Source organism: Pseudomonas sp. CBZ-4 (assembly GCF_000346755.1).
Lineage (GTDB): Bacteria > Pseudomonadota > Gammaproteobacteria > Pseudomonadales > Pseudomonadaceae > Aquipseudomonas.
Genome location: NZ_ANNV01000019.1, coordinates 1 through 18688, shown reverse-complemented (window position 1 = coordinate 18688; position 18688 = coordinate 1). Strand labels below are relative to the sequence as shown.

13 protein-coding genes are annotated in these 18688 nt (G+C 62.3%); 4 read left to right on the top strand and 9 right to left on the bottom strand.

All coding sequences use genetic code 11. The features are described 5' to 3' along the window. Nucleotides 1–68 precede the first annotated feature (68 nt). The 4 genes from tcyN to B348_RS0102670 form a co-directional block, all read right to left on the bottom strand. On the bottom strand, nucleotides 69–815 hold the full coding sequence (tcyN, locus tag B348_RS0102685; protein ID WP_017734623.1) for an L-cystine ABC transporter ATP-binding protein TcyN: 747 nt from the start codon (nucleotides 813–815) through the stop codon (nucleotides 69–71). 3 nt (nucleotides 816–818) lie between these two features. Next, nucleotides 819–1484, bottom strand: coding sequence for a cystine ABC transporter permease (gene tcyL, locus B348_RS0102680; protein WP_017734622.1), 666 nt, complete (start codon nucleotides 1482–1484; stop codon nucleotides 819–821). Continuing rightward, on the bottom strand, nucleotides 1484–2278 hold the full coding sequence (gene tcyJ / locus B348_RS0102675) for a cystine ABC transporter substrate-binding protein (protein ID WP_017734621.1): 795 nt from the start codon (nucleotides 2276–2278) through the stop codon (nucleotides 1484–1486). The genes tcyL and tcyJ overlap by 1 nt, the downstream gene beginning before the upstream one ends. Nucleotides 2279–2556: 278 nt before the next feature. Next, nucleotides 2557–3552, bottom strand: a complete 996-nt coding sequence (locus B348_RS0102670; RefSeq protein ID WP_017734620.1) for a D-cysteine desulfhydrase — start codon at nucleotides 3550–3552, stop codon at nucleotides 2557–2559. A 167-nt stretch (nucleotides 3553–3719) separates the two neighbouring features. Between B348_RS0102670 and epsC the strand changes: the two genes are divergently transcribed. Continuing rightward, nucleotides 3720–4646, top strand: a complete 927-nt coding sequence (gene epsC, locus B348_RS0102665) for a serine O-acetyltransferase EpsC (RefSeq protein WP_017734619.1) — start codon at nucleotides 3720–3722, stop codon at nucleotides 4644–4646. Nucleotides 4647–4651: 5 nt separating this feature from the next. Here epsC and B348_RS0102660 read toward each other — a convergent pair whose 3' ends face one another. Next, complete coding sequence (locus B348_RS0102660) at nucleotides 4652–9724, bottom strand: dermonecrotic toxin domain-containing protein (RefSeq protein ID WP_032864679.1); 5073 nt, start codon at nucleotides 9722–9724, stop codon at nucleotides 4652–4654. Between the two features lie 370 nt (nucleotides 9725–10094). On the opposite strand from B348_RS0102660, the gene betT reads away from it, so the two are divergent. From betT to mgrA, 3 genes are all read left to right on the top strand, one after another. Continuing rightward, a complete protein-coding gene (gene betT, locus B348_RS0102655) occupies nucleotides 10095–12056 on the top strand; it encodes a choline transporter BetT (protein ID WP_017734617.1) in 1962 nt (653 codons plus the stop codon). Between the two features lie 289 nt (nucleotides 12057–12345). Beyond that, complete coding sequence (locus B348_RS0102650) at nucleotides 12346–13674, top strand: OprD family outer membrane porin (protein ID WP_017734616.1); 1329 nt, start codon at nucleotides 12346–12348, stop codon at nucleotides 13672–13674. Between the two features lie 108 nt (nucleotides 13675–13782). Next, complete coding sequence (gene mgrA, locus B348_RS0102645; protein ID WP_017734615.1) at nucleotides 13783–14820, top strand: L-glyceraldehyde 3-phosphate reductase; 1038 nt, start codon at nucleotides 13783–13785, stop codon at nucleotides 14818–14820. Nucleotides 14821–15085: 265 nt separating this feature from the next. Here mgrA and tauD read toward each other — a convergent pair whose 3' ends face one another. The 4 genes from tauD to tauA are packed head-to-tail and all read right to left on the bottom strand — an operon-like array spanning nucleotide 15086 to nucleotide 18531. Further along, a complete protein-coding gene (gene tauD / locus B348_RS0102640; RefSeq protein WP_017734614.1) occupies nucleotides 15086–15922 on the bottom strand; it encodes a taurine dioxygenase in 837 nt (278 codons plus the stop codon). Between the two features lie 11 nt (nucleotides 15923–15933). Beyond that, nucleotides 15934–16761: a taurine ABC transporter permease TauC gene (gene tauC / locus B348_RS0102635; RefSeq protein WP_017734613.1), complete on the bottom strand. Its 828-nt coding sequence runs from the start codon at nucleotides 16759–16761 to the stop codon at nucleotides 15934–15936. Next, nucleotides 16758–17537, bottom strand: a complete 780-nt coding sequence (gene tauB / locus B348_RS0102630) for a taurine ABC transporter ATP-binding subunit (RefSeq protein ID WP_017734612.1) — start codon at nucleotides 17535–17537, stop codon at nucleotides 16758–16760. The genes tauC and tauB overlap by 4 nt, the downstream gene beginning before the upstream one ends. Nucleotides 17538–17553: 16 nt before the next feature. Further along, nucleotides 17554–18531: a taurine ABC transporter substrate-binding protein gene (tauA, locus tag B348_RS0102625; protein ID WP_026136505.1), complete on the bottom strand. Its 978-nt coding sequence runs from the start codon at nucleotides 18529–18531 to the stop codon at nucleotides 17554–17556. Between the last annotated feature and the right edge of the window lie 157 nt (nucleotides 18532–18688).

The window sequence follows — 18688 nt, the reverse complement described above, 5'->3', positions numbered from 1 at the left end:
GGACCGAGGTGCCTGCATCGCAGGCAAGCCAGCTCCCACAAAAGCCGGTTCACACAAGTCCATGGCACTCAGTGCGCGAGGAATTTGCTCAGGAACTGCTTTGTGCGTTCTTCCCTGGGGTTGGCAAACAACGCCTTGGCTTCGCCTTGCTCGACGATCACCCCTTTGTCGAAGAAGATCACCCGGTTGGCCACATCCCGCGCAAAGCTCATCTCGTGGGTGACGATGACCATGGTGCGGTTTTCTTCGGCCAGGCTGCGGATGGTCGCCAGCACTTCGCCGACCAGTTCCGGGTCGAGGGCCGAGGTGGGTTCGTCGAACAGGATCACTTCCGGCTCCATGGCCAGCGCCCGGGCAATCGCCACGCGCTGTTGCTGGCCGCCCGAGAGGCGGCGCGGGTACGCGTCTTCCTTGCCCGCCAAGCCGACCCGTTCCAGCAGCTTGCGCCCGAGGACAACCGCCGCGTCGCGAGGCATCTTCTTGACCACGATCGGCCCTTCGATGACGTTTTCCAGCGCGGTGCGGTGAGGGAACAGGTTGAAGTTCTGGAACACAAAACCCACGTGCTGGCGCAAGCGCCGCACCAAACCCTGTTGCTGGTTGATGGACTTGCTGCTGTCGATCTCGATGTCACCCACCTTGATCCGCCCGCTGGTGGGTTGTTCGAGGAAATTCAGGCAGCGCAGAAAGGTGGTCTTGCCGGAGCCACTGGGGCCGATGATGGCGATGACTTCGCCTTCCTTGACCTCCAGGTCGATGCCGTTGAGCACCACCTGGCCCTTGAATTGTTTGGTCAGTTGTTCAACCACGATCATCGATCAAGACTCCAGGTCATGCCGGTTGACCCGGTCTTCCAGACGATTTTGCAAATGCGCCAGGATGCTCGCCAGGATCCAGTAGATCAGGGCGGCGGACAGGTACATGGTGAAGATTTCAAAGGTGCGTGCCGAGACCAGTTGCGCCTGGCGGAACAGCTCGGGCACCTGGATGGTGGCGGCCAGCGCCGTGTCCTTGACCAGCGAAATAAAGCTGTTGCCCAGTGGCGGCAATGCGGTGCGCATGGCCTGCGGCAGGATGGCCCGGCGCAGGGTCTGCGCGCGGGTCATGCCGATACTCGCCGCGGCTTCCCACTGGCCGCGCTCGATGGAGCTGATGGCGGCGCGCAGGATTTCACAGGCGTAGGCGGCCATGTTCAGCGAAAAGCCGATCATGGCCGCCGGGATCGGATCCAGCTCGATGCCCACTTGCGGCAAGCCGTAGTAGATCAGGAACAGCTGCACCAGCAAGGGCGTGCCGCGAAAGAACGACACGTAGACTCGGGCAGTCCAGCTCAGCAGCTTGAAGCGCGACAAGCGCATCAAGGCCAGGCCGAAACCCAGCAGCAAACCGAAGAACATCCCGCCGAGGCTGAGGATTACCGTGTAATACGCGCCCTTGAGCAGGAAGGGCGCGGAGTCCAGCGCGAGTTGGAAACCTGCTTCCATTATTGAGTGACGTCAGCGGCGAAGTACTTCTCGGACAGCTTCTTCAAGGTGCCGTCGGCGCGCAGCTTGTCGAGGGCCTTGTTCACCGCGTCGAGCAGTTCAGGCTCGCCTTTGCGCAGGGCAACCCCGGCTTCCTGGCGCGAGAACGCAGCGCCGGCAGCGGCGGTGTCGGTGGCTTTCTTCGCGTATTCGAGGGCGGCCAGGCGGTCGATCAGGATCGCGTCGGTACGGCCGATGCGCAGGTCCTGGAACTTGGTCGGGTCATCGTTGTAGGTCTTGATAATGGCTTTAGGCTGATTGTCCTTGAGCCATTGCTCGTAGTTGGTGCCCAGGCCCACACCGACTTTCTTGCCGGCCAGGTCGTCGGCGGTCTTGATGGTGTCGACGTTTTTCGCCAGGGTCAGCGCTTGAATGCCGGAGACGGTGTACGGCTTGGAGAAGTCGTACTTCTTCTTGCGCTCTTCGGAGATGGTCACTTGGTTGACCACGGCGTCCAGGCGCTTGGATTCCAGGGCGGCGAGGATGCCGTCCCACGGCGTGGCTTGCAGCTTGACCTTGACGCCCAGCTCCTTGGCCAGGGCTTCGGACAGTTCCACTTCGAAGCCGCTGAGCTTGCCGCTTTCATCGACAAAGCTGAACGGTGGGTAGGTGCCTTCCAGGCCGATCTTGATTTCGCCGGCTTTTTTGATGTTGTCCAACTGGTCGCCGGCAACGGCTTGGCCGATCAGGCCAGCGCCGAGTGCCAGGCCCAAAGTGCCTACCAGCAGCGTGCGACGGAATACGGAAATAGTCATGAAGAGCCCCTGTGTTTTTGTGATGAGCGAAGCAGGTGACGCAGTAGTCGTATCCTGCCTTAAAGCGCGTAGCGCGTCTTCGCCTACGGCGCGATGATAAAGCCGGTTTTTAAGACTTGAAAATAATATAAATCTAATTTGATATTCCATTTAGAAATATGACGCGATCTAATGTGGGAGCTGGCTTGCCTGCGATGGCGGTCTATCAGTTACAGATGAGCAAGCTGACCCGCCGCTATCGCAGGCAAGCCAGCTCCCACAGGTTGATCCCTGTTCCTTCAGCTAAATGCGGCGTTATAGGCAAATAGCGCCGGCGCCCCGCCGGTATGCAGGAAAATGATCGGCCCATCCTCAAACCGCTGGCGCCCGATGCCATCCAGCAAACCGGCCATGGCCTTGCCAGTGTAGACCGGGTCCAGCAGCAAGCCTTCCTGGCTCGCCAGCAGCTTGATCGCCGCCAGGGTGCCGGCATTCGGCTCGCCATAGCGTGGAGCGAAGTATTCATCCCACAGGATCACCTTGAACGCCTCGGGAATCGCCACGCCCAGCAACTCGGCGGTGCGTTCGGCCAGGCCTTCGACCTTCGGGCGCTGGGCTTCGTCGGTGCGCGAGACGGTGACGCCAATCACCGGCAAATCCGGCAGCGTTTCGCTCAACGCCAGCGCCAGGCCGCTGTGGGTGCCGGCGCTGCCGGAGGCCAGGACCACGGCGGCGAAGTCGATCCCGCTGTCTTCGATCTGCGCGGCCAGCTCCAGGCCGGCACGCACGTAACCGAGGGCGCCGAGAGCGTTGGAACCGCCGATGGGCACCAGGTAGGGCTTCTTGCCGTTGCTGCGCAGGCGTTCGGCGAGGGCGTGGAGTTGCTCGTCGGCGTTGTCGAGGTTCTCGACCAACTCGACCTTGGCGTCGAACAAGTCCAGCAACAGGCGGTTGCCGTTGCCCAGGTAGTTGGGGTCTTCGGTGCCGGTGGGGTTTTCCAGCAGGGCGACGCAGCCCAGGCCAAGCTTGGCCGCCAGCGCGGCAGTCTGGCGCACATGGTTGGACTGGATCGCGCCGGCCGTCACCAGGGTGTCGGCGCCCTGGGCGATGGCATCGGCGGCGAGGTATTCGAGTTTGCGCAGCTTGTTGCCGCCCATCGCCAGCGGCGTGGTGTCGTCGCGCTTGACGTAGATGTCCCGGCCCAGCCAGGCCGATAGCCGTTCAAGTTTTTCCAGGGCGGTGGCGCCGCCCAGCAGTTCCAGGCGGTTAAAGCGGTCGAGCTGTTGTTTGATCATGGCTGCGCACGGTGGCTAAGTGATGGGGCGACTATAGGCAGGCACTTTTCATCGGGCAACCGCCAATCTGCTTATGCCGGATGGTTCTTAGCATCGCACCATTGGTTCTTAAGGGCGACCCGTCGGCATACCGTAAAGTGATGGCCATTACGTCAGGAGTGAATACCGTGAGCGAGCGTTCCAGTCATTGGCAGTTGCAGACCATCGTCAGCCAGTTGCGCGGCGCCCGGGACCAGTGGCGAACGCGCAACGGCCGCCTGAGCGGCGAGCACGGCGGGCGTGAGTTACCGTCGCGCGAAGCGGTGGCGCAGATCCTTGAGTCGCTGTGCGGCGCACTGTTTCCCATGCGCCTGGGGCCGGTGGATCTGCGCGAGGAAAGTGAAGACTTCTACGTCGGCCACACCCTCGACGTTGCGCTCAATGCCCTGCTGGCCCAGGCCCGCCTGGAACTGCGCTACGCCGCCCGCCAGAGCGGCCAGGATGACGGCAGCGTGGATGCCCACGCCATCCGCCTGATCCAGGATTTTGCCCTGGCCCTGCCGTCCCTGCGCAGCCTGCTGGACACCGACGTGCTGGCCGCCTACCACGGTGACCCGGCCGCACGCAGCGTGGACGAAGTGCTGCTGTGCTACCCCGGCATCCTCGCGGTGATTCACCATCGCCTCGCGCATCACCTGTATCGCGCCGGGCTGCCGCTGTTGGCGCGCATCAGTGCGGAAATCGCCCACTCGGCCACCGGCATCGATATCCACCCCGGCGCGCAGATCGGCCCGAGTTTCTTTATCGACCACGGCACCGGCGTGGTGATCGGCGAAACCGCGATCATCGGCGAGCGCGTGCGCATCTACCAGGCCGTGACGCTGGGCGCCAAGCGCTTCCCGGCCGATGAAGACGGGCAGTTGCAAAAAGGCCACCCACGCCACCCGATTGTCGAGGATGACGTGGTGATCTACGCCGGGGCGACGATCCTCGGCCGCATCACCATCGGCCAGGGTTCGACCATCGGCGGCAATGTGTGGCTGACGCGCAGCGTGCCGGCCGGGGCGAATATCACCCAGGCCAACCTGCAGCATGATGACGGCGCGCAAAAGTGAGGGGGTCAGGCCTCAAGTCGGGCGAGTGACAGACGGGTCTGTTCGCGCAGCCATTCCTTGCGGCGTTCGGCCAGGTCATTGTAGATCTGGTCGTACAACGCTTCGGACATGACCTGGTCTGGCACCACGCGATCCTCGATCTGCAACTGTTCCACCAGGCTCTTGAGGGCCGCACGCTGTTGCGCTTTCTGCGTTTCGTCAGACGCCTGGGCGTAGGCTTGCTGCTCGCTGTGCAGTTGGTCGAGCAGCAGGAACTGTTGATCGCTGCGGTCCTCATTGGCCTGGTAGTCGTGGGCGTAGCGTTCCTTGAGGAAAGCTTCCCAGTACGGCTCCAGCAGCATCTGGTTCACCAGCCCGTCGCCTTCGCTCAAGGTCTTTACTGCCGTGTAGGCCTGGGCAATGGCGGCTTTCGGCACATTGGCCGTGTCGCGGTAGACCATGTTGTCGCTGACCCATGGCAGTTCGAGCCGGTTCGATAGCCGCGTCTGGTAAGCCAGGTAGACGCCCACTTCGTCCACACTGCCGGGCTCACCATTGACGACGTGACTGGTCAGCCGCAAGCCCCTGCCGCCCTGGTCGACAGGCTTGAGGCGGTCGGCGATGTCGGTGCGCACCACATCGTTCAACAGTTTGAGGTGTGCGGCGCCCCTGGCGAGCTTGACGAGTCGGTCTTCGCGCTCGGCCGGTGTGCGGCTGTAAAGCTGCGCCTGGTGAGCCGTGACCTGGATGCCCATTTCGGTGAAGATCTGGCTGCCGGCATCGGGGCACAGGCCAGGGAAACTGGACAGCCGGAACAACAGCTGACGCAAGGGGGCGTCGTTGTGCATGCTCGACAGCATGTAGCGCACCTGGGAGGTCAAGATCTGGCGGTTGCGTTCATAGCGCAGCTCGTCGGCCGGGTCTTCGAAGAACTCCGGGGGCTCCAGTTTCTTGATGACTTCGAAAAAGCCCTGTGAGCCGTGCTCGTCTTCCAGTTCATCCCATAGGGTCTCGAAGCGCTTGCGGTGGTCATCGTCCAGGTCGGCCACCCAGAAGTCGGATTCGCCCTTGGGCGGGTAGGTGCGATAAGGGTCCATGCCGAACGCGATTTTATGTTCATCCCAAACGTCGCGGGCCTGTGCGCTCAAGGTGGCGCGATCCAGTCGTGTGTACACCAGAATGAAGGCCTCGTCGGAGTGCGTGGCGACGTCTGGAATGGTGCTGATGGGGTTGCCTGTCAGGTGCAGGTGGAACAGCGCGCCGCGCTCCTGCGCAAACAGCCCGATCGGCCATTCGTTGAGCCCGGTGCGGGACAGGTCGATTTCATCCAGCTCAGGCATCCTGCTGATATCCGGCGCCCGGCCCAGCGGGTTGTCCGCCAGGTAGATCAGGCGCAGCCGCGACAATTGCCGCAGACGGTCCACGGCGCTGTCATCGAGAACAATCCGATTGCCGCTCAGATCGATCGCCCTGAGTTGGCGCATCGCCGCAATCGGCTCGGGCAGTGTGTCCAAATGGTTGTCGGACAGGTCCAGCTCTTTGAGATGGGGAAAGCGTTGCAGGAACGCGCTGTGCTGCGAGGTGAAGGCGCAGTCCTTCATGTACAGGTGGGTGACGTGCGTCATGTCGATGGGCAGGGTGGGCAGTTCGTGGGACCACTCCACTTCACTCAGGTCCAGGATGACGTTTTTGTCGGTAGGGCCATATGTGTCGTGCAGTTTTGTGTAGCTGTCACGCCAGGCTGCTTTGAGTTTGCGCGCCAGGCGAGTCCTGACGTTGCGTGTGACCGCCTCCAGGCGACTGTGTGCAGGCCACGGGGTGGGCGCGTTCACATAAGCGTCCAGCGCGCGCTCAAGCGTTTTGCCCTCTCGCTCGATATGCTCCAATTGAGCCAACCCTTCCGGCGTTTCGGCACTGAGTGCAAAGTGCTTCACGCCTTGCTCGGACATTTGCGGCAGCCAGTGCTTGATGCGTCCACGCAGTGTCACGGGTGTGACCTCGACCCCGCGCAGGCTGCTGCTGTTGCCGCCGCCCAGCAGCGTCAGTGTCTCGGTTGGCGTGCGCGCGGGAATCGGCGGCCCGCTCAGGGTCAACCGGCGCGTGGCGGGGGCGGCGGTTTTTTCGCTCAGCCATGCGCGCAACTTGTCGCCGTCGGCGAAGGGTTTTTCGGCGGGCAATGCCTGGAACAGGGCGCTGTAGAAGTCCGTGGCGCCGTGGATCAGGTCTCCCTGGGGGGCGAACACCCGGTACAGGCCTTTGCGGTTGCGCACCAGGATCCGTACGTGCGCGGCGTCCTCGGCGCCGACCTGGGTGCGCAGTTCGCCCCAGTAGGTGCGTTCGCGTACCTGGATGCGCAGGTTTGCCAGGCTGTCGGAGTAGATCCTGAGGGTGTTGAGGGCCAGGTTTTCGGTGTGCGCGGACGGCGCCTTGCCGTAAAAAATCTGCTCGAACATGCGTGAGCTGGCGGCTTCGAAATCCAGTTCGCGGGCCTGGTTCTTCACGTCCAGCGGCAGGCGTTGTTCTGCGTTCATCACGCGCAGGTGACGCCGCCGGGTATGGCGCACCAGGTGCTGGGCGAGGCTCAGGGGCAAGTCGGGGTAGTGGCTGCGCAGCAACTGGATATTGGGGTCGTTGCTGCTCTCTTGTCGTGCGTAGACGTCGTGCGCGAGGGGGGCGCTTTGTTGTTCCACATACGCCGCCAGGTGTTCACGCAGCGCCTGCACGCGCGCCTCTTCAGGCAGCTGTTTGCCCAGCAGCCGGGCCAGTTGTTCTTCATCCAGAAACCCCACGACTTTTTCCGCCAGCCGGCCCGACATCACCTCATGGATGCTCAGGCTCAACGTATCCGCGCCTTGTGCCTTGGCATTGCCGTAGCGACGGGGTGCGCCGCTCAAATCGCTTTGTGGATACACCAGCAAGGCCTTGTCGCGGGGCCAGCCGTCCAGTTCGGTGATCATTTGTTCGAACCAGTCGGCTGCCGGGTCCAGGCGTTGGCCGGCATGGAGGGTGTCTATCGCGTTGCTGATCTGCTTGTCGCTGTTGAAGCGCTTGAGTGTGTCGGCCAGCAAGGGCGGGGTCGGTTCGTTGTTGAGATACATGTGGCGCAATGTGCCGAACTCCACACCGCTGATTAGCCGTACCTGTTCCAGTTCGCCGGCCGTCAGGCCGTGTGTCTGCGGCCCCAGGCGCCGTAGCAGGCGGGTGTTGTTCCAGGTCCGGGGTTGTTCGCCTTCAATCACACACGCGCCGCTGCCGTTGAGCGCCACGGCTGGCCGATAGGCGTTGGCACGCTTGGGGTGGGCGAGGTGGAATGTCTGGGTGGTCGGGTCGTGGCGGACTTCATAGCGCTGGTTTTCGAGCTTGGCGATCTGCTTGCCCTGGTGGTGGTGCAGGCCGTTTTCCTGCGCCACCTGCCCACTGGGCAAGCGCAGATGGAGCTGTTGGTAAGGCGTCAGGTCAGGGTTCCACAAGCGGGTCTCGCCGAGGGGTGTTTGCACCGGTTTCAGCCGCTCGACAAACGGTGACAGTTTCACCTTGGCGATCTCGCCGATACCGCCGCCGGCGTGGAACAGGGCGAGTTGCAACACATTGTCGGCGACCGACAGCACGTGCTCCCAACCTTCGCGCTGCAACCCTTCGGCCCAGTCGACGATGCCTTCGAACACATCGTCGAGCATCTGGTAGGCGGTGTAGGCCAGCATCAGCTCCCCCAGCACGGGGACAAAGGGCGTGGCCACCAACAGCGCGGCGTTGAAGATATCCGTGAGCATTTTTTCCAGGTTGTCCCACCAGGCCCAGCGTGCCATGCGGTCGGCGTAGTCGGTGGCGATGGCGATTTCCTGGGCGTCATTGAGCAACTGGTTCAGCTTGACCCGGTAGAGGTAGTGCCAGAGGTTGTTCTGGTTGGGGTCGTTGATACGGTTTTGCGTGTCGTCGCGCATGGCCTGGGTACGAAACTGCAGGTTGGGTGCCTCCACGGGGTCCGGGCGCCAGTTGGGGCGGTTGTCCCCGGCGGGCTTGGCGTGCCAGCGCACGGTAGAGAGCAGTGTGTTGAGCTGGGAGAAGAAACGGCCACGTTCCTTGTGGGCCACGAACTGGCTGAAGAACTGTTGGTAGCTGGGGCGCGACGCGTCCGTTGGCGGCGTGCGGTCACGCAATTGGCCGGTCAGCTCGTTGATGAAGGCGTGAGAGGACGGGTATTCCTTCAACGGGTGGTGCGGGTCTTCGGGGATGTACACCAGTATCCGGTTGGGCCTTGCGTCCAGCTGTGTGGGGGCGATGACCAGGATGCCGGTCAGGCGTGTGCCCAGCAGGTCCAGGGTATACAGGTCGACTGTTTGCCGGCCCAGCTTGAGGGGGCCGTCCCGCTGCAGCAGGGTCTGGATGAGGGCGTGACTGTCTGCGGCGATCTCTTTTCTGGCCAGCGCGATGTGTGCGGCGGCATCCAGGCCGGCTTTCAGGCTGGCGATGATTGTTTCGCGCAGGGGCAGGGCGACGGAGGCGTTGTCAAAGCCGAGTGTCTGCGTGAGGTGCTGGCGGTAGCGAGAGCCGATATCCAGGTCCCGGCAAATGGCCTTGAAGATGTCAGCGGTCAATCGCTGGCCGCTCGCCTGGTGGACAAATGTCAGCAACTGGCGCTGCCCGCGCGCATCCGCCGCCGACAAGAAGGCGTAGTCGGCGAAGGTTTCAGCGGCGGAAAAATTATGCAGGGCGGCTTCCAGCAGTGTCGTGGTGCGGGAGGTGACGCCGGGCTGCACGCTGATCGACCACCAGGGCAGTTTGGCGGGCGCATACAGGCGGATCGATGTGCCCCTTACGTCGATATTGCCGTAGTCGCGCAGCGCATTTTTCAGCAAGGGCTCGGCGAAAGCCCGCAGGTTGTTGAGCTTGGCGAGTGTCTGTTCCAGCGCATTCTGGTTGGCCCAGTGACGATTGACTGCACGCTTGAAGGGCTTGGCCGCAGCGGGGGGGTGGTGATGGAGGTCGACGAAGTCCGGCTGGTGCAGCTTCAGCGCCGCGAAGCGTTGCAGTGACGTGCTGCGCAGCCAGTGCGGCAGCTGCTGTTTGATGAAATCCAGATGAATCGGTGTTTCAGGCATGGCGTGATGACCTTTCGTGAGGGCCTGGTCATCCGATTGTGTTGAGCGCGCGTGTGCAAAAAACCGCACATATTGCTCAACGTTGTACGAACACTCCGAAAAGATTGTGCTGAACGTTTTGCCAGCGCCACCCGTCATACCCATCCTTGAGCTAGTGTAGGAATTGTCTACCGCTCAGCCCTGGGATTAGTCCCGAACCGCCTATCCATGTTTAACTTGAATGCTCGTTCAAGTTAAACCCGGTGGTTCGCTGCCCGCTCACAACAGGAGGCTTACCTTTGCTGAGTCCGTTTTTTACAGCCACATCCCTCACCCTCGGGGTGCATCGTTCATGAGTGCATCGTCCACCCCACCCAGCGGCCTGGTGCGCATGAATGCGCCGGTCTTCTACTTTGCCGCTACCTTCATCCTGCTGTTCGGCTTGATTGTCATCGCGATTCCGCAACAGGCCGGTGCCTGGCTGCTGGCCGCGCAAAACTGGGCGGCCAATACGGTCGGCTGGTACTACATGCTGGCGATGACCCTGTATCTGGTCTTCGTGGTGGTCACCGCGTTATCGGGCTACGGCAAGATAAAACTCGGTGCCGACCACGACGAGCCCGAATTCAGTTACCTGTCCTGGGCCGGCATGCTGTTCGCCGCCGGCATCAGCATCACGCTGTTTTTCTTCTGCGTGTCCGAGCCGCTGACGCACCTGGTGCAACCGCCCCAGGGCGCGCCGATGAACGCCGATGCCGCGCGCCAGGCCATGCAGATCCTGTTCCTGCACTGGGGCCTGCACGGCTGGGGCGTATTCGCGTTTGTCGGCATGGCCCTGGCGTATTTCGCCTACCGGCATAACCTGCCGCTGGCGCTGCGTTCGGCGCTGTACCCGTTGATCGGCAAGCGTATCAACGGCCCCATCGGTTACGCGGTGGATGGCTTTGGCATCATCGCCACGGTGTTCGGCCTGGGCGCCGACATGGGCTTTGGCGTGCTGCACCTCAACTCGGGCCTGGACTACTTGTTTGGCATTGCCCATACGCAGTGGATTCAGGTCGGCTTGATCACCCTGATGATGGGCGCGGCGATCATTGTCGCGGTGGCCGGCGTCGATAAGGGCGTGCGGGTGATGTCCGATATCAACATGCTGCTGGCCTGTGCGCTGCTGCTGTTTGTGTTGTTCGCCGGGCCTACCCAGCATTTGCTCAACACCTTGATCCAGAACCTCGGCGACTACCTGGGCGCCTTGCCGACCAAGAGTTTCGACGTGTACGCCTACGACAAACCCAGCGACTGGCTGGGCGGTTGGACGGTGTTCTACTGGGCCTGGTGGATCGCGTGGTCGCCGTTCGTGGGCCTGTTTATCGCGCGTATTTCCCGTGGCCGCACCATTCGCGAATTCGTGTTTGGCGTGCTGCTGATCCCGCTGGGTTTCACCCTGGCGTGGATGTCGATTTTCGGCAACAGCGCCATCGACCAGGTGCTCAACCACGGCATGGCCGCGCTCGGCCAGTCGGCCATCGACAACCCGTCGATGAGCCTCTACCTGCTGCTGGAAACCTACCCGTGGAGCAAGACCGTGATCGCGGTCACGGTGTTTATCAGCTTTGTGTTCTTCGTCACCTCGGCCGACTCCGGCACCGTGGTGCTGTCCACCTTGTCGTCCAAGGGCGGCAACGCCGATGAAGACGGGCCGAAATGGCTGCGGGTGTTCTGGGGCGTGATGACCGGGCTGGTCACCAGTGCGCTGTTGTTTGCCGGCAGCATCGACTCGCTGAAGTCCGCAGTGGTGCTGACCTCGTTGCCGTTCTCGCTGATCCTGCTGCTGATGATGTGGGGGCTGCACAAGGCGTTCTACCTCGAATCCCAGAAGCAGATTGCGCAGCTGCATTCGCTGGCGCCGGTCTCGGCCTCGCGCAGGGGCCGTGGCGGTTGGCGCCAGCGCCTGAGCCAGGCCGTGCACTTCCCGTCGCGGGATGAGGTTTACCGTTTCCTTGAGTCGACGGTGCGCCCGGCGATTGAAGAAGTGACGGCGGTGTTTGTCGAGAAGGGCCTGAATGTGACGACCCAGCCCGACCCGTCCAACGACAGTGTCAGCCTGGAAATCGGCCATGGCGAGGAACATCCGTTCATCTACCAGGTGCAGATGCGCGGCTACTTTACGCCGTCGTTTGCGCGGGGTGGCATGGGTTCCAAGGAGCTTAACAACCGTCGCTACTACCGGGCCGAAGTGCACTTGGCCGAGGGCAGCCAGGACTATGATCTGGTGGGTTACACCAAGGAGCAGATCATCAACGACATCCTCGATCAGTACGAGCGGCACCTGCAGTTCCTGCACCTGGTGCGCTGATAGCTGGCATGTGAAGTCTGCTCTCTGTGGGAGCTGGCTTGCCTGCGATTGCGGTGGTCAGTCGACGGATATGTCACTGACAGGTCGCCATCGCAGGCAAGCCAGCTCCCACAGAAAAACCTCGTAAAGCCCTGATCTACGGGGCTTTCATGAATTTAATTTCATCCGTTCAACCCGCGTTTTGACGCGCAACTGTCATCTGTCCACCGCCTAATTGTGTGAAGCGTTTGACGCTTTCATTTCAGAACAGTGACGGAGACCGGTACCAATGAAGACGTTATTGAGCCCTATGGTGGGTGCCGCCATGGCGAGCTTTATGCTGTCCGCCCATGCCGATTTTATCGATGACAGCCACGCCGACGTGACCCTGCTCAATCGCTATCTCAACCAGCAGGGGCGCGATGTGGTGAACAGCAACGCCAAGGCCCACAGCATTCGCGATTGGGGCCAGGGGTTCGAGTTCAACTTCAAGTCCGGCTACACCGCAGGGCCGGTGGGTTTTGGCCTCGACTTGCAGGCGTTCTACGGGTTGAAGCTGGATTCCGGTGGCGATCTCAACGACAAGGACCACCAGAGCCGTTACCCCGGCAGCATGTTCCCGCTGGACAACGGCAAATCCGCCGACCAGTTCGGCGTGCTCAGCCCGACGTTCAAGATGCGCTTCGCCAAGGATGAGCTGCGTGTGGGCACGCTGTACGGCAACAACCCGGTGCTGGCCAACACCGACGGCCGCCTCTACCAGCAGACCAATACCGGGGTGCAACTGGTGTCCAAGGACCTCAGCGACTTCACCTTCACCGGTGGCGATATCTTCAAGACCAAGATCCGCAACGAAACCGGCGACCAGGGCATGATCACTGCCGGCGGCACCAAAGAGAGTGATCGCTTCCTGTTCGGCGGCGCCGACTACACCGGCATCCAGAACACCACGGTGAGCCTGTGGTATTCGAACCTTGAGGATTACTACCAGCAGTTCTTCGTGGGCGCCAAGCGCCATGACGCCTTGTCGGTGGGCGCGCTGGACACCGACGTGCGTGTGTTCCGCAGCCTGGGTGTAGGTGGTAACGCCGACGGTGAAAAAGACTACGCCGCCAGCGGTCTTTACGGCGACGGCGTGAACAAGGGCCGTATCAACCAGACCACCGCCAGCTTGCTGGAGAGCTACAGCCTGGACGGTCACACCGTCGGTTTGGGCATCCAGAAAAACAGCGGCGAAAGCGATTTCCCCTACCTCGACTCCGGCCTGAACAGCGGCGACAACCGCCAGGGCCCTGGCTCAGGCGCCGACACGCCGGCACTGACCAACATGCAGTTGAACAAATTCCAGCACGCCGGCGAACGCACCTGGCTGGCGCAGTACAAATATGACCTGGGCAAGCTCGGCATCCCCGGCCTGACCTTCTCGGCGGCCTATGCCCACGGCGATGACATCCGCACCGCACAAGGCACCACCAGCGAATGGGAGCGCAACGTCGCCGTGGCGTATCAAGTGCCCACCGGCACCCTCAAGGGCCTCGGCGTGACCTGGAAAAATGCCCACGCCAGCCCGGACATTACCGGCGCTACCGTGCAGGATGAAAACCGCTTTTATGTCAGCTACGTCGTTCCACTCTGGTAGGAAATTGCTGTAAAACGGAAGGGCAGACTTAAGCGATTCAGCTGGTTAAAAGGCCTGGGAATAAGGTTATTCCCAGGCCTTATTTGCCCTAAGCCCAGAGAGGATTCGATGACGTACATTGCTGCCGAAAACCGCTATGAATCTATCCCGTATCGCCGCGTAGGCCGCAGTGGATTGGTGCTGCCTGCACTGTCCCTCGGCCTGTGGCACAACTTTGGCGACAGCACCCCGATCGACACCCAGCGCGCCCTGCTGCGCACCGCGTTCGACCTGGGTATCAACCACTTCGACCTGGCCAACAACTACGGCCCGCCGTACGGCAGCGCCGAGATCAATTTCGGCCGTTTGCTGCGCGAAGATTTCAAGCACTACCGCGATGAGCTGATCATCTCCAGCAAGGCCGGCTGGGACATGTGGCCCGGCCCTTACGGCCAGGGCGGCGGCTCGCGCAAATACATCCTCGCGAGCCTGGACCAGAGCCTGCAACGCCTGGGCGTCGACTACGTGGACATCTTCTACTCCCACCGTTTCGACGCCGACACCCCACTGGAAGAAACCGCCAGCGCCCTCGCCACTGCCGTGCAACAGGGCAAGGCGTTGTACATCGGTATCTCGTCCTACTCCGGGGTGAAAACCCGCGAAATCGCCGCCCTGCTCAAAGAGTGGAAAGTGCCGCTGCTGATCCACCAACCGGCCTACAACCTGCTCAACCGCTGGGTGGAAAAAGACCTGCTGGACACCACCGAGGAACTCGGCGCCGGGGTGATTGCGTTCACGCCATTGGCCCAGGGTTTGCTGACCGACAAATACCTCAACGGCGTACCGGCGGACGCGCGGGTCAACCGCCCGGGCGGTGGTTCGTTGCAGGCCAAGCACTTGTCCGAAGCCAACATTGCCCACGTACGGGCACTGAACGAAATCGCCCAGCGTCGTGGCCAGAGCCTGGCGCAATTGGCCTTGGCCTGGACGCTGCGTGACCCACGGGTGACCAGTGCGCTGATCGGTGCCAGTCGGCCGGAGCAGATCATCGAGAACGTTGGGGCGTTGAAGAACTTGAGCTTTAGCGCTGAGGAATTGGCAGAGATCGACCGGTTTGCCCAGGAAGGCGGGATCAACCTGTGGGAAAAGCCATCCACTGCTGAGTAACCTGTTGTCACTCGGTTCAAATGTGGGAGCGGGCTTGCCCGCGATGGCGGTGGGTCAGTTGATGAAGTGTTGTCTGACCCACCGCCATCGCAGGCAAGCCAGCTCCCACATTTTGATCTTCAGTGTGGTCGATATTTTTGGCGCGCTCCGTTCACTGTGGGAGCCGGGCTTGCCCGCGATGGCGGTGGGTCAGTTGATGAAAGTGTTGGCTGACACGCCGCTATCGCAGGCAAGCCAGCTCCCACATTTTGAGCGTCGCCAGTCTTTAGAACGGTACGTCGCCGAGGATCGTCGCCCGGTGCATCACCCGCCGCTGCGGCCGGTAATCATCCACCGCGTAATGCTGGGTCACGCGGTTGTCCCAGAACGCTACGTCGTTTTCCTGCCAGCGCCAGCGGATGGTGAATTCCGGACGCGTCGCGTGGGCGAACAGCAGCTTGAGAATCGCCTCGCTTTCCGCCGGTTCAAGTTCATTGATCCGGGTGGTGAACCCTTCGCTGACAAACAACGATTTGCGCCCGCTCACCGGATGCGTACGCACCACCGGGTGGGACAACGGTGGATTCTTCCTGCGGGTTTCTTCCCAGCGCGCCAGGTCTTCGGCGCTGTTGCCAAAGCGTTCCAGCGGGAAGGATTTGGTGAAGTCGTGTGTAGCCGTCAACCCATCGAGCAAATGCTGCAACGGCGCCGACAGCGCCTCATACGCCGCAATCCCGCTGGCCCACAACGTATCGCCGCCAAACGCCGGCAGCAGCTTGGCGCTGAGTACCGCGCCGAGCGCCGGGGTGGGCAGGAAGGTCACGTCGGTGTGCCATACGGCGTTGTCGCGTACGTCGGTGACGGCGGTGTCGAGGATCAGCACTTCCGGCTGTTCCGGCACGTTGGGGTAGATCGGGTGGATATGCAGGTCGCCGAAATTCGCCGCGAACCGCGCTTGCTGTTGCGGGGTGATGACCTGGCCACGGAAGAACAGCACCGAGTGGGCGAGCAACGCCTGTTCGATGGCGTCGCGCTGTTCCAGGTTCAGCGGCTGGGTGATATCGACGCCACGGATCTCGGCGCCGAGGGCGATGCTCAAGGGGGTAACGGTCAGGCTGCTCATGCGGTTCTCACTCAATGTGCCTGGCCATGCCACGGCACCAATTTACGCTGCAGGGCACGCAAGCCCATTTCCATGGCGAAAGCGATCAGGGCGATCACCAGAATCCCCAGTACCACCACATCGGTGACGAGGAACTGCGCCGCCGACTGCACCATAAAGCCCAGGCCGCTGGTGGCGGCGATCAGCTCTGCGGCGACCAACGTGGACCAGCCCACCCCCAAACCAATGCGCACGCCGGTGAGGATATCGGGCAGGGCGCTCGGCAAAATCACATGGCGGATCAACTGGGCGCGGGTTGCCCCCAGCGACTGCGCCGCGCGCAACTTGGCCGGGTCGACGGTGCGCACGCCGGTCGCGGTGGCGATGGCGATTGGCGCAAAGATCGCCAGGTAGATCAGCAGCACCTTGGACAGCTCGCCAATGCCGCACCAGATCACGATCAACGGCAGGTAGGCCAGCGGCGGAATCGGCCGGTAGAACTCGATCAACGGGTCGAGAATACCCCGGGCGATGCGGTTGGAACCGATGGCAATCCCCACCGGCACGGCGGTCAGCACGGCAAAGCCGAGGCCCAGGCCGATGCGGCTGAGGCTCGCGCCAAGGTGCTGCCACAAGGTGGAATCCATATAACCCGTGGTCGCCAGCAGCCAGCCCTTTTGCAGCACGGCGGACGGCGGCGGCAGGAACAGCGGTTCGATCAGGCCGGTGGCGGTTACGGCCCACCAGATGGTCAGCAGGGCGACCAGGGTCAGCACGCTGATCCAGCGCGTGCTCAAGCTGCGACGCACTGGGATGACGGTGTGCACCGCCGGCTTGGCGGCGAGTTCGTAGCTGCTCATGCGGACACCTGCCGTTGGGAGAACACTTTGCCCAGCACGTGTTCGCGGGTTTCGATAAAGCGCGGGTCGGACTTGATCGCTCGCGCCGACTCACCGGCCGCGTAGCGCTGGCCGAAGTCCAGGCGCAGGCGTTCGACGATTTGCCCCGGGTTGGGTGCCAACAGGATCAAGTCCGTGGCGAGGAAGACCGCCTCTTCGATGTCATGGGTAATCAGGAACACCGGCTTGGCCGTGCGCCGCCAGACTTGCAGCAGCAACTCCTGCATCTGTTCGCGGGTGAACGCATCGAGGGCGCCGAAGGGTTCGTCCATCAGCAATACGCGTGGGTCGGCGGCCAGCGCACGGGCGAGGCCGACGCGTTGTTTCTGGCCACCGGACAGCTGCCAGATGCGCCGGCTGTCGAAACCGGCGAGGTCCACCAGCGCGAGCATTTCCCGGGCGCGCACTTCACGTTGCGCCTTGGGTACGCCGGCCAGCTCCAGGCCGAAGCCGACGTTGGCCAGCACGTCCTGCCAGGGCAGCAGGGCGTCGTCCTGGAACACCACGCCGCGTTCGGCGCTGGGGCCTTTGACCGGCACGCCATCAAGGGTGATGCGCCCGGAAGAGGGTTCGACAAAACCGGCGATCAGGTTCAACAGCGAAGTCTTGCCACTGCCGGACGGGCCGAGGGCCACCAGCAATTGCTGGGGCCCCAGGTCGATTGAGATGTCAGACAGTACCGGTTCTGTGGCGCCTGGGTACTGTGCGCTGATGCGCTCCAGTTGTAGCAAGGCCATCGCGATGAACTCCTGATCAGTTGGTAATGAACTTGGCGCTGACGTAAGGGGCGTAGTCCGGCAGCACGGCGTCAACCTTGCCTTGTTCCTTGAGGAACGCGGCGGTGTCGGTCACGGCCTTGGTGGTCGGTGCGCCCAGCAGGGTCACCTGGTCGGCGGCCAGCGGGTAGACGTTGCCTTGCAGCAGCAGCGGGATGTCGCTGGCCTTGGCGCCGGAGAGTTTCACCAGCTTGTCGACGTTGCCTTTGTCGGCGATCCACGCTTGTGGGTCTTTGCGGTAGGCGGCGTAGGCATCCAGGGTGACTTTGGCGAACGCCGTGACGATTTCCGGGTGCTTGGCGGCGAAGTCCTTACGGACGATCCAGGCATCGAAGGTCGGTGCGCCAAACTTGGCCAGTTCGCCGGAAGTGATCAGCACCTTGCCGTTTTCCTTGGCCACGCCGAGGGCTGGGTCCCACACGTAGGTGGCGTCGATATCACCACGCTTCCAGGCGGCGATGATCGCCGGTGGCGCGAGGTTGAGGATGGTCACTTTCGACGGGTCGATGTTCCAGTGCTTCAGCGCGGCCAGCAGGCTGTAGTGGCCGGTGGACACGAAGGGCACGGCGATTTTCTTGCCGATCAGGTCCTGCGGGCCGTTGATCCCCGAACCATTGCGCGCCACCAGGGCTTCGGCGCCGCCGATCTGGGTGGCGACGAGGAAGGTTTCCACCGGCACTTTGCGGGTGATGGCCGCTGTCAGCGGGCTGGAACCGAGGTAGCCGATCTGCACGTCGCCGGACGCGATGGCGGCGATGATGTCGGCGCCATTGTCGAATTTGCGCCAGTCGATCTTGGCGTTGGTGGCTTTTTCATACGCGCCATCGGCCTGGGCGACTTTGGCCGGGTCCACGGTGGTCTGGTACGCGATGGTCACATCCGCCGCCTGGGCAAACAGGCTGGCACCGGCCAGGGACAATGCGGCCAAGAGGCGCAGAGGGGTTAGTAGTTTCAAGGGGAAGCTCCTCAATCAGGCGGCCGAGGATCGGCGTGTGAGGAGACTAAATGATCTAAGAACTCGAAAATAAATAACATTTTCGAATTAGCTTATGAGGAGAAACGTGGAGCCAGATCTTCAGTCTGGCGCAGGAAAATGTGGGAGCTGGCTTTAG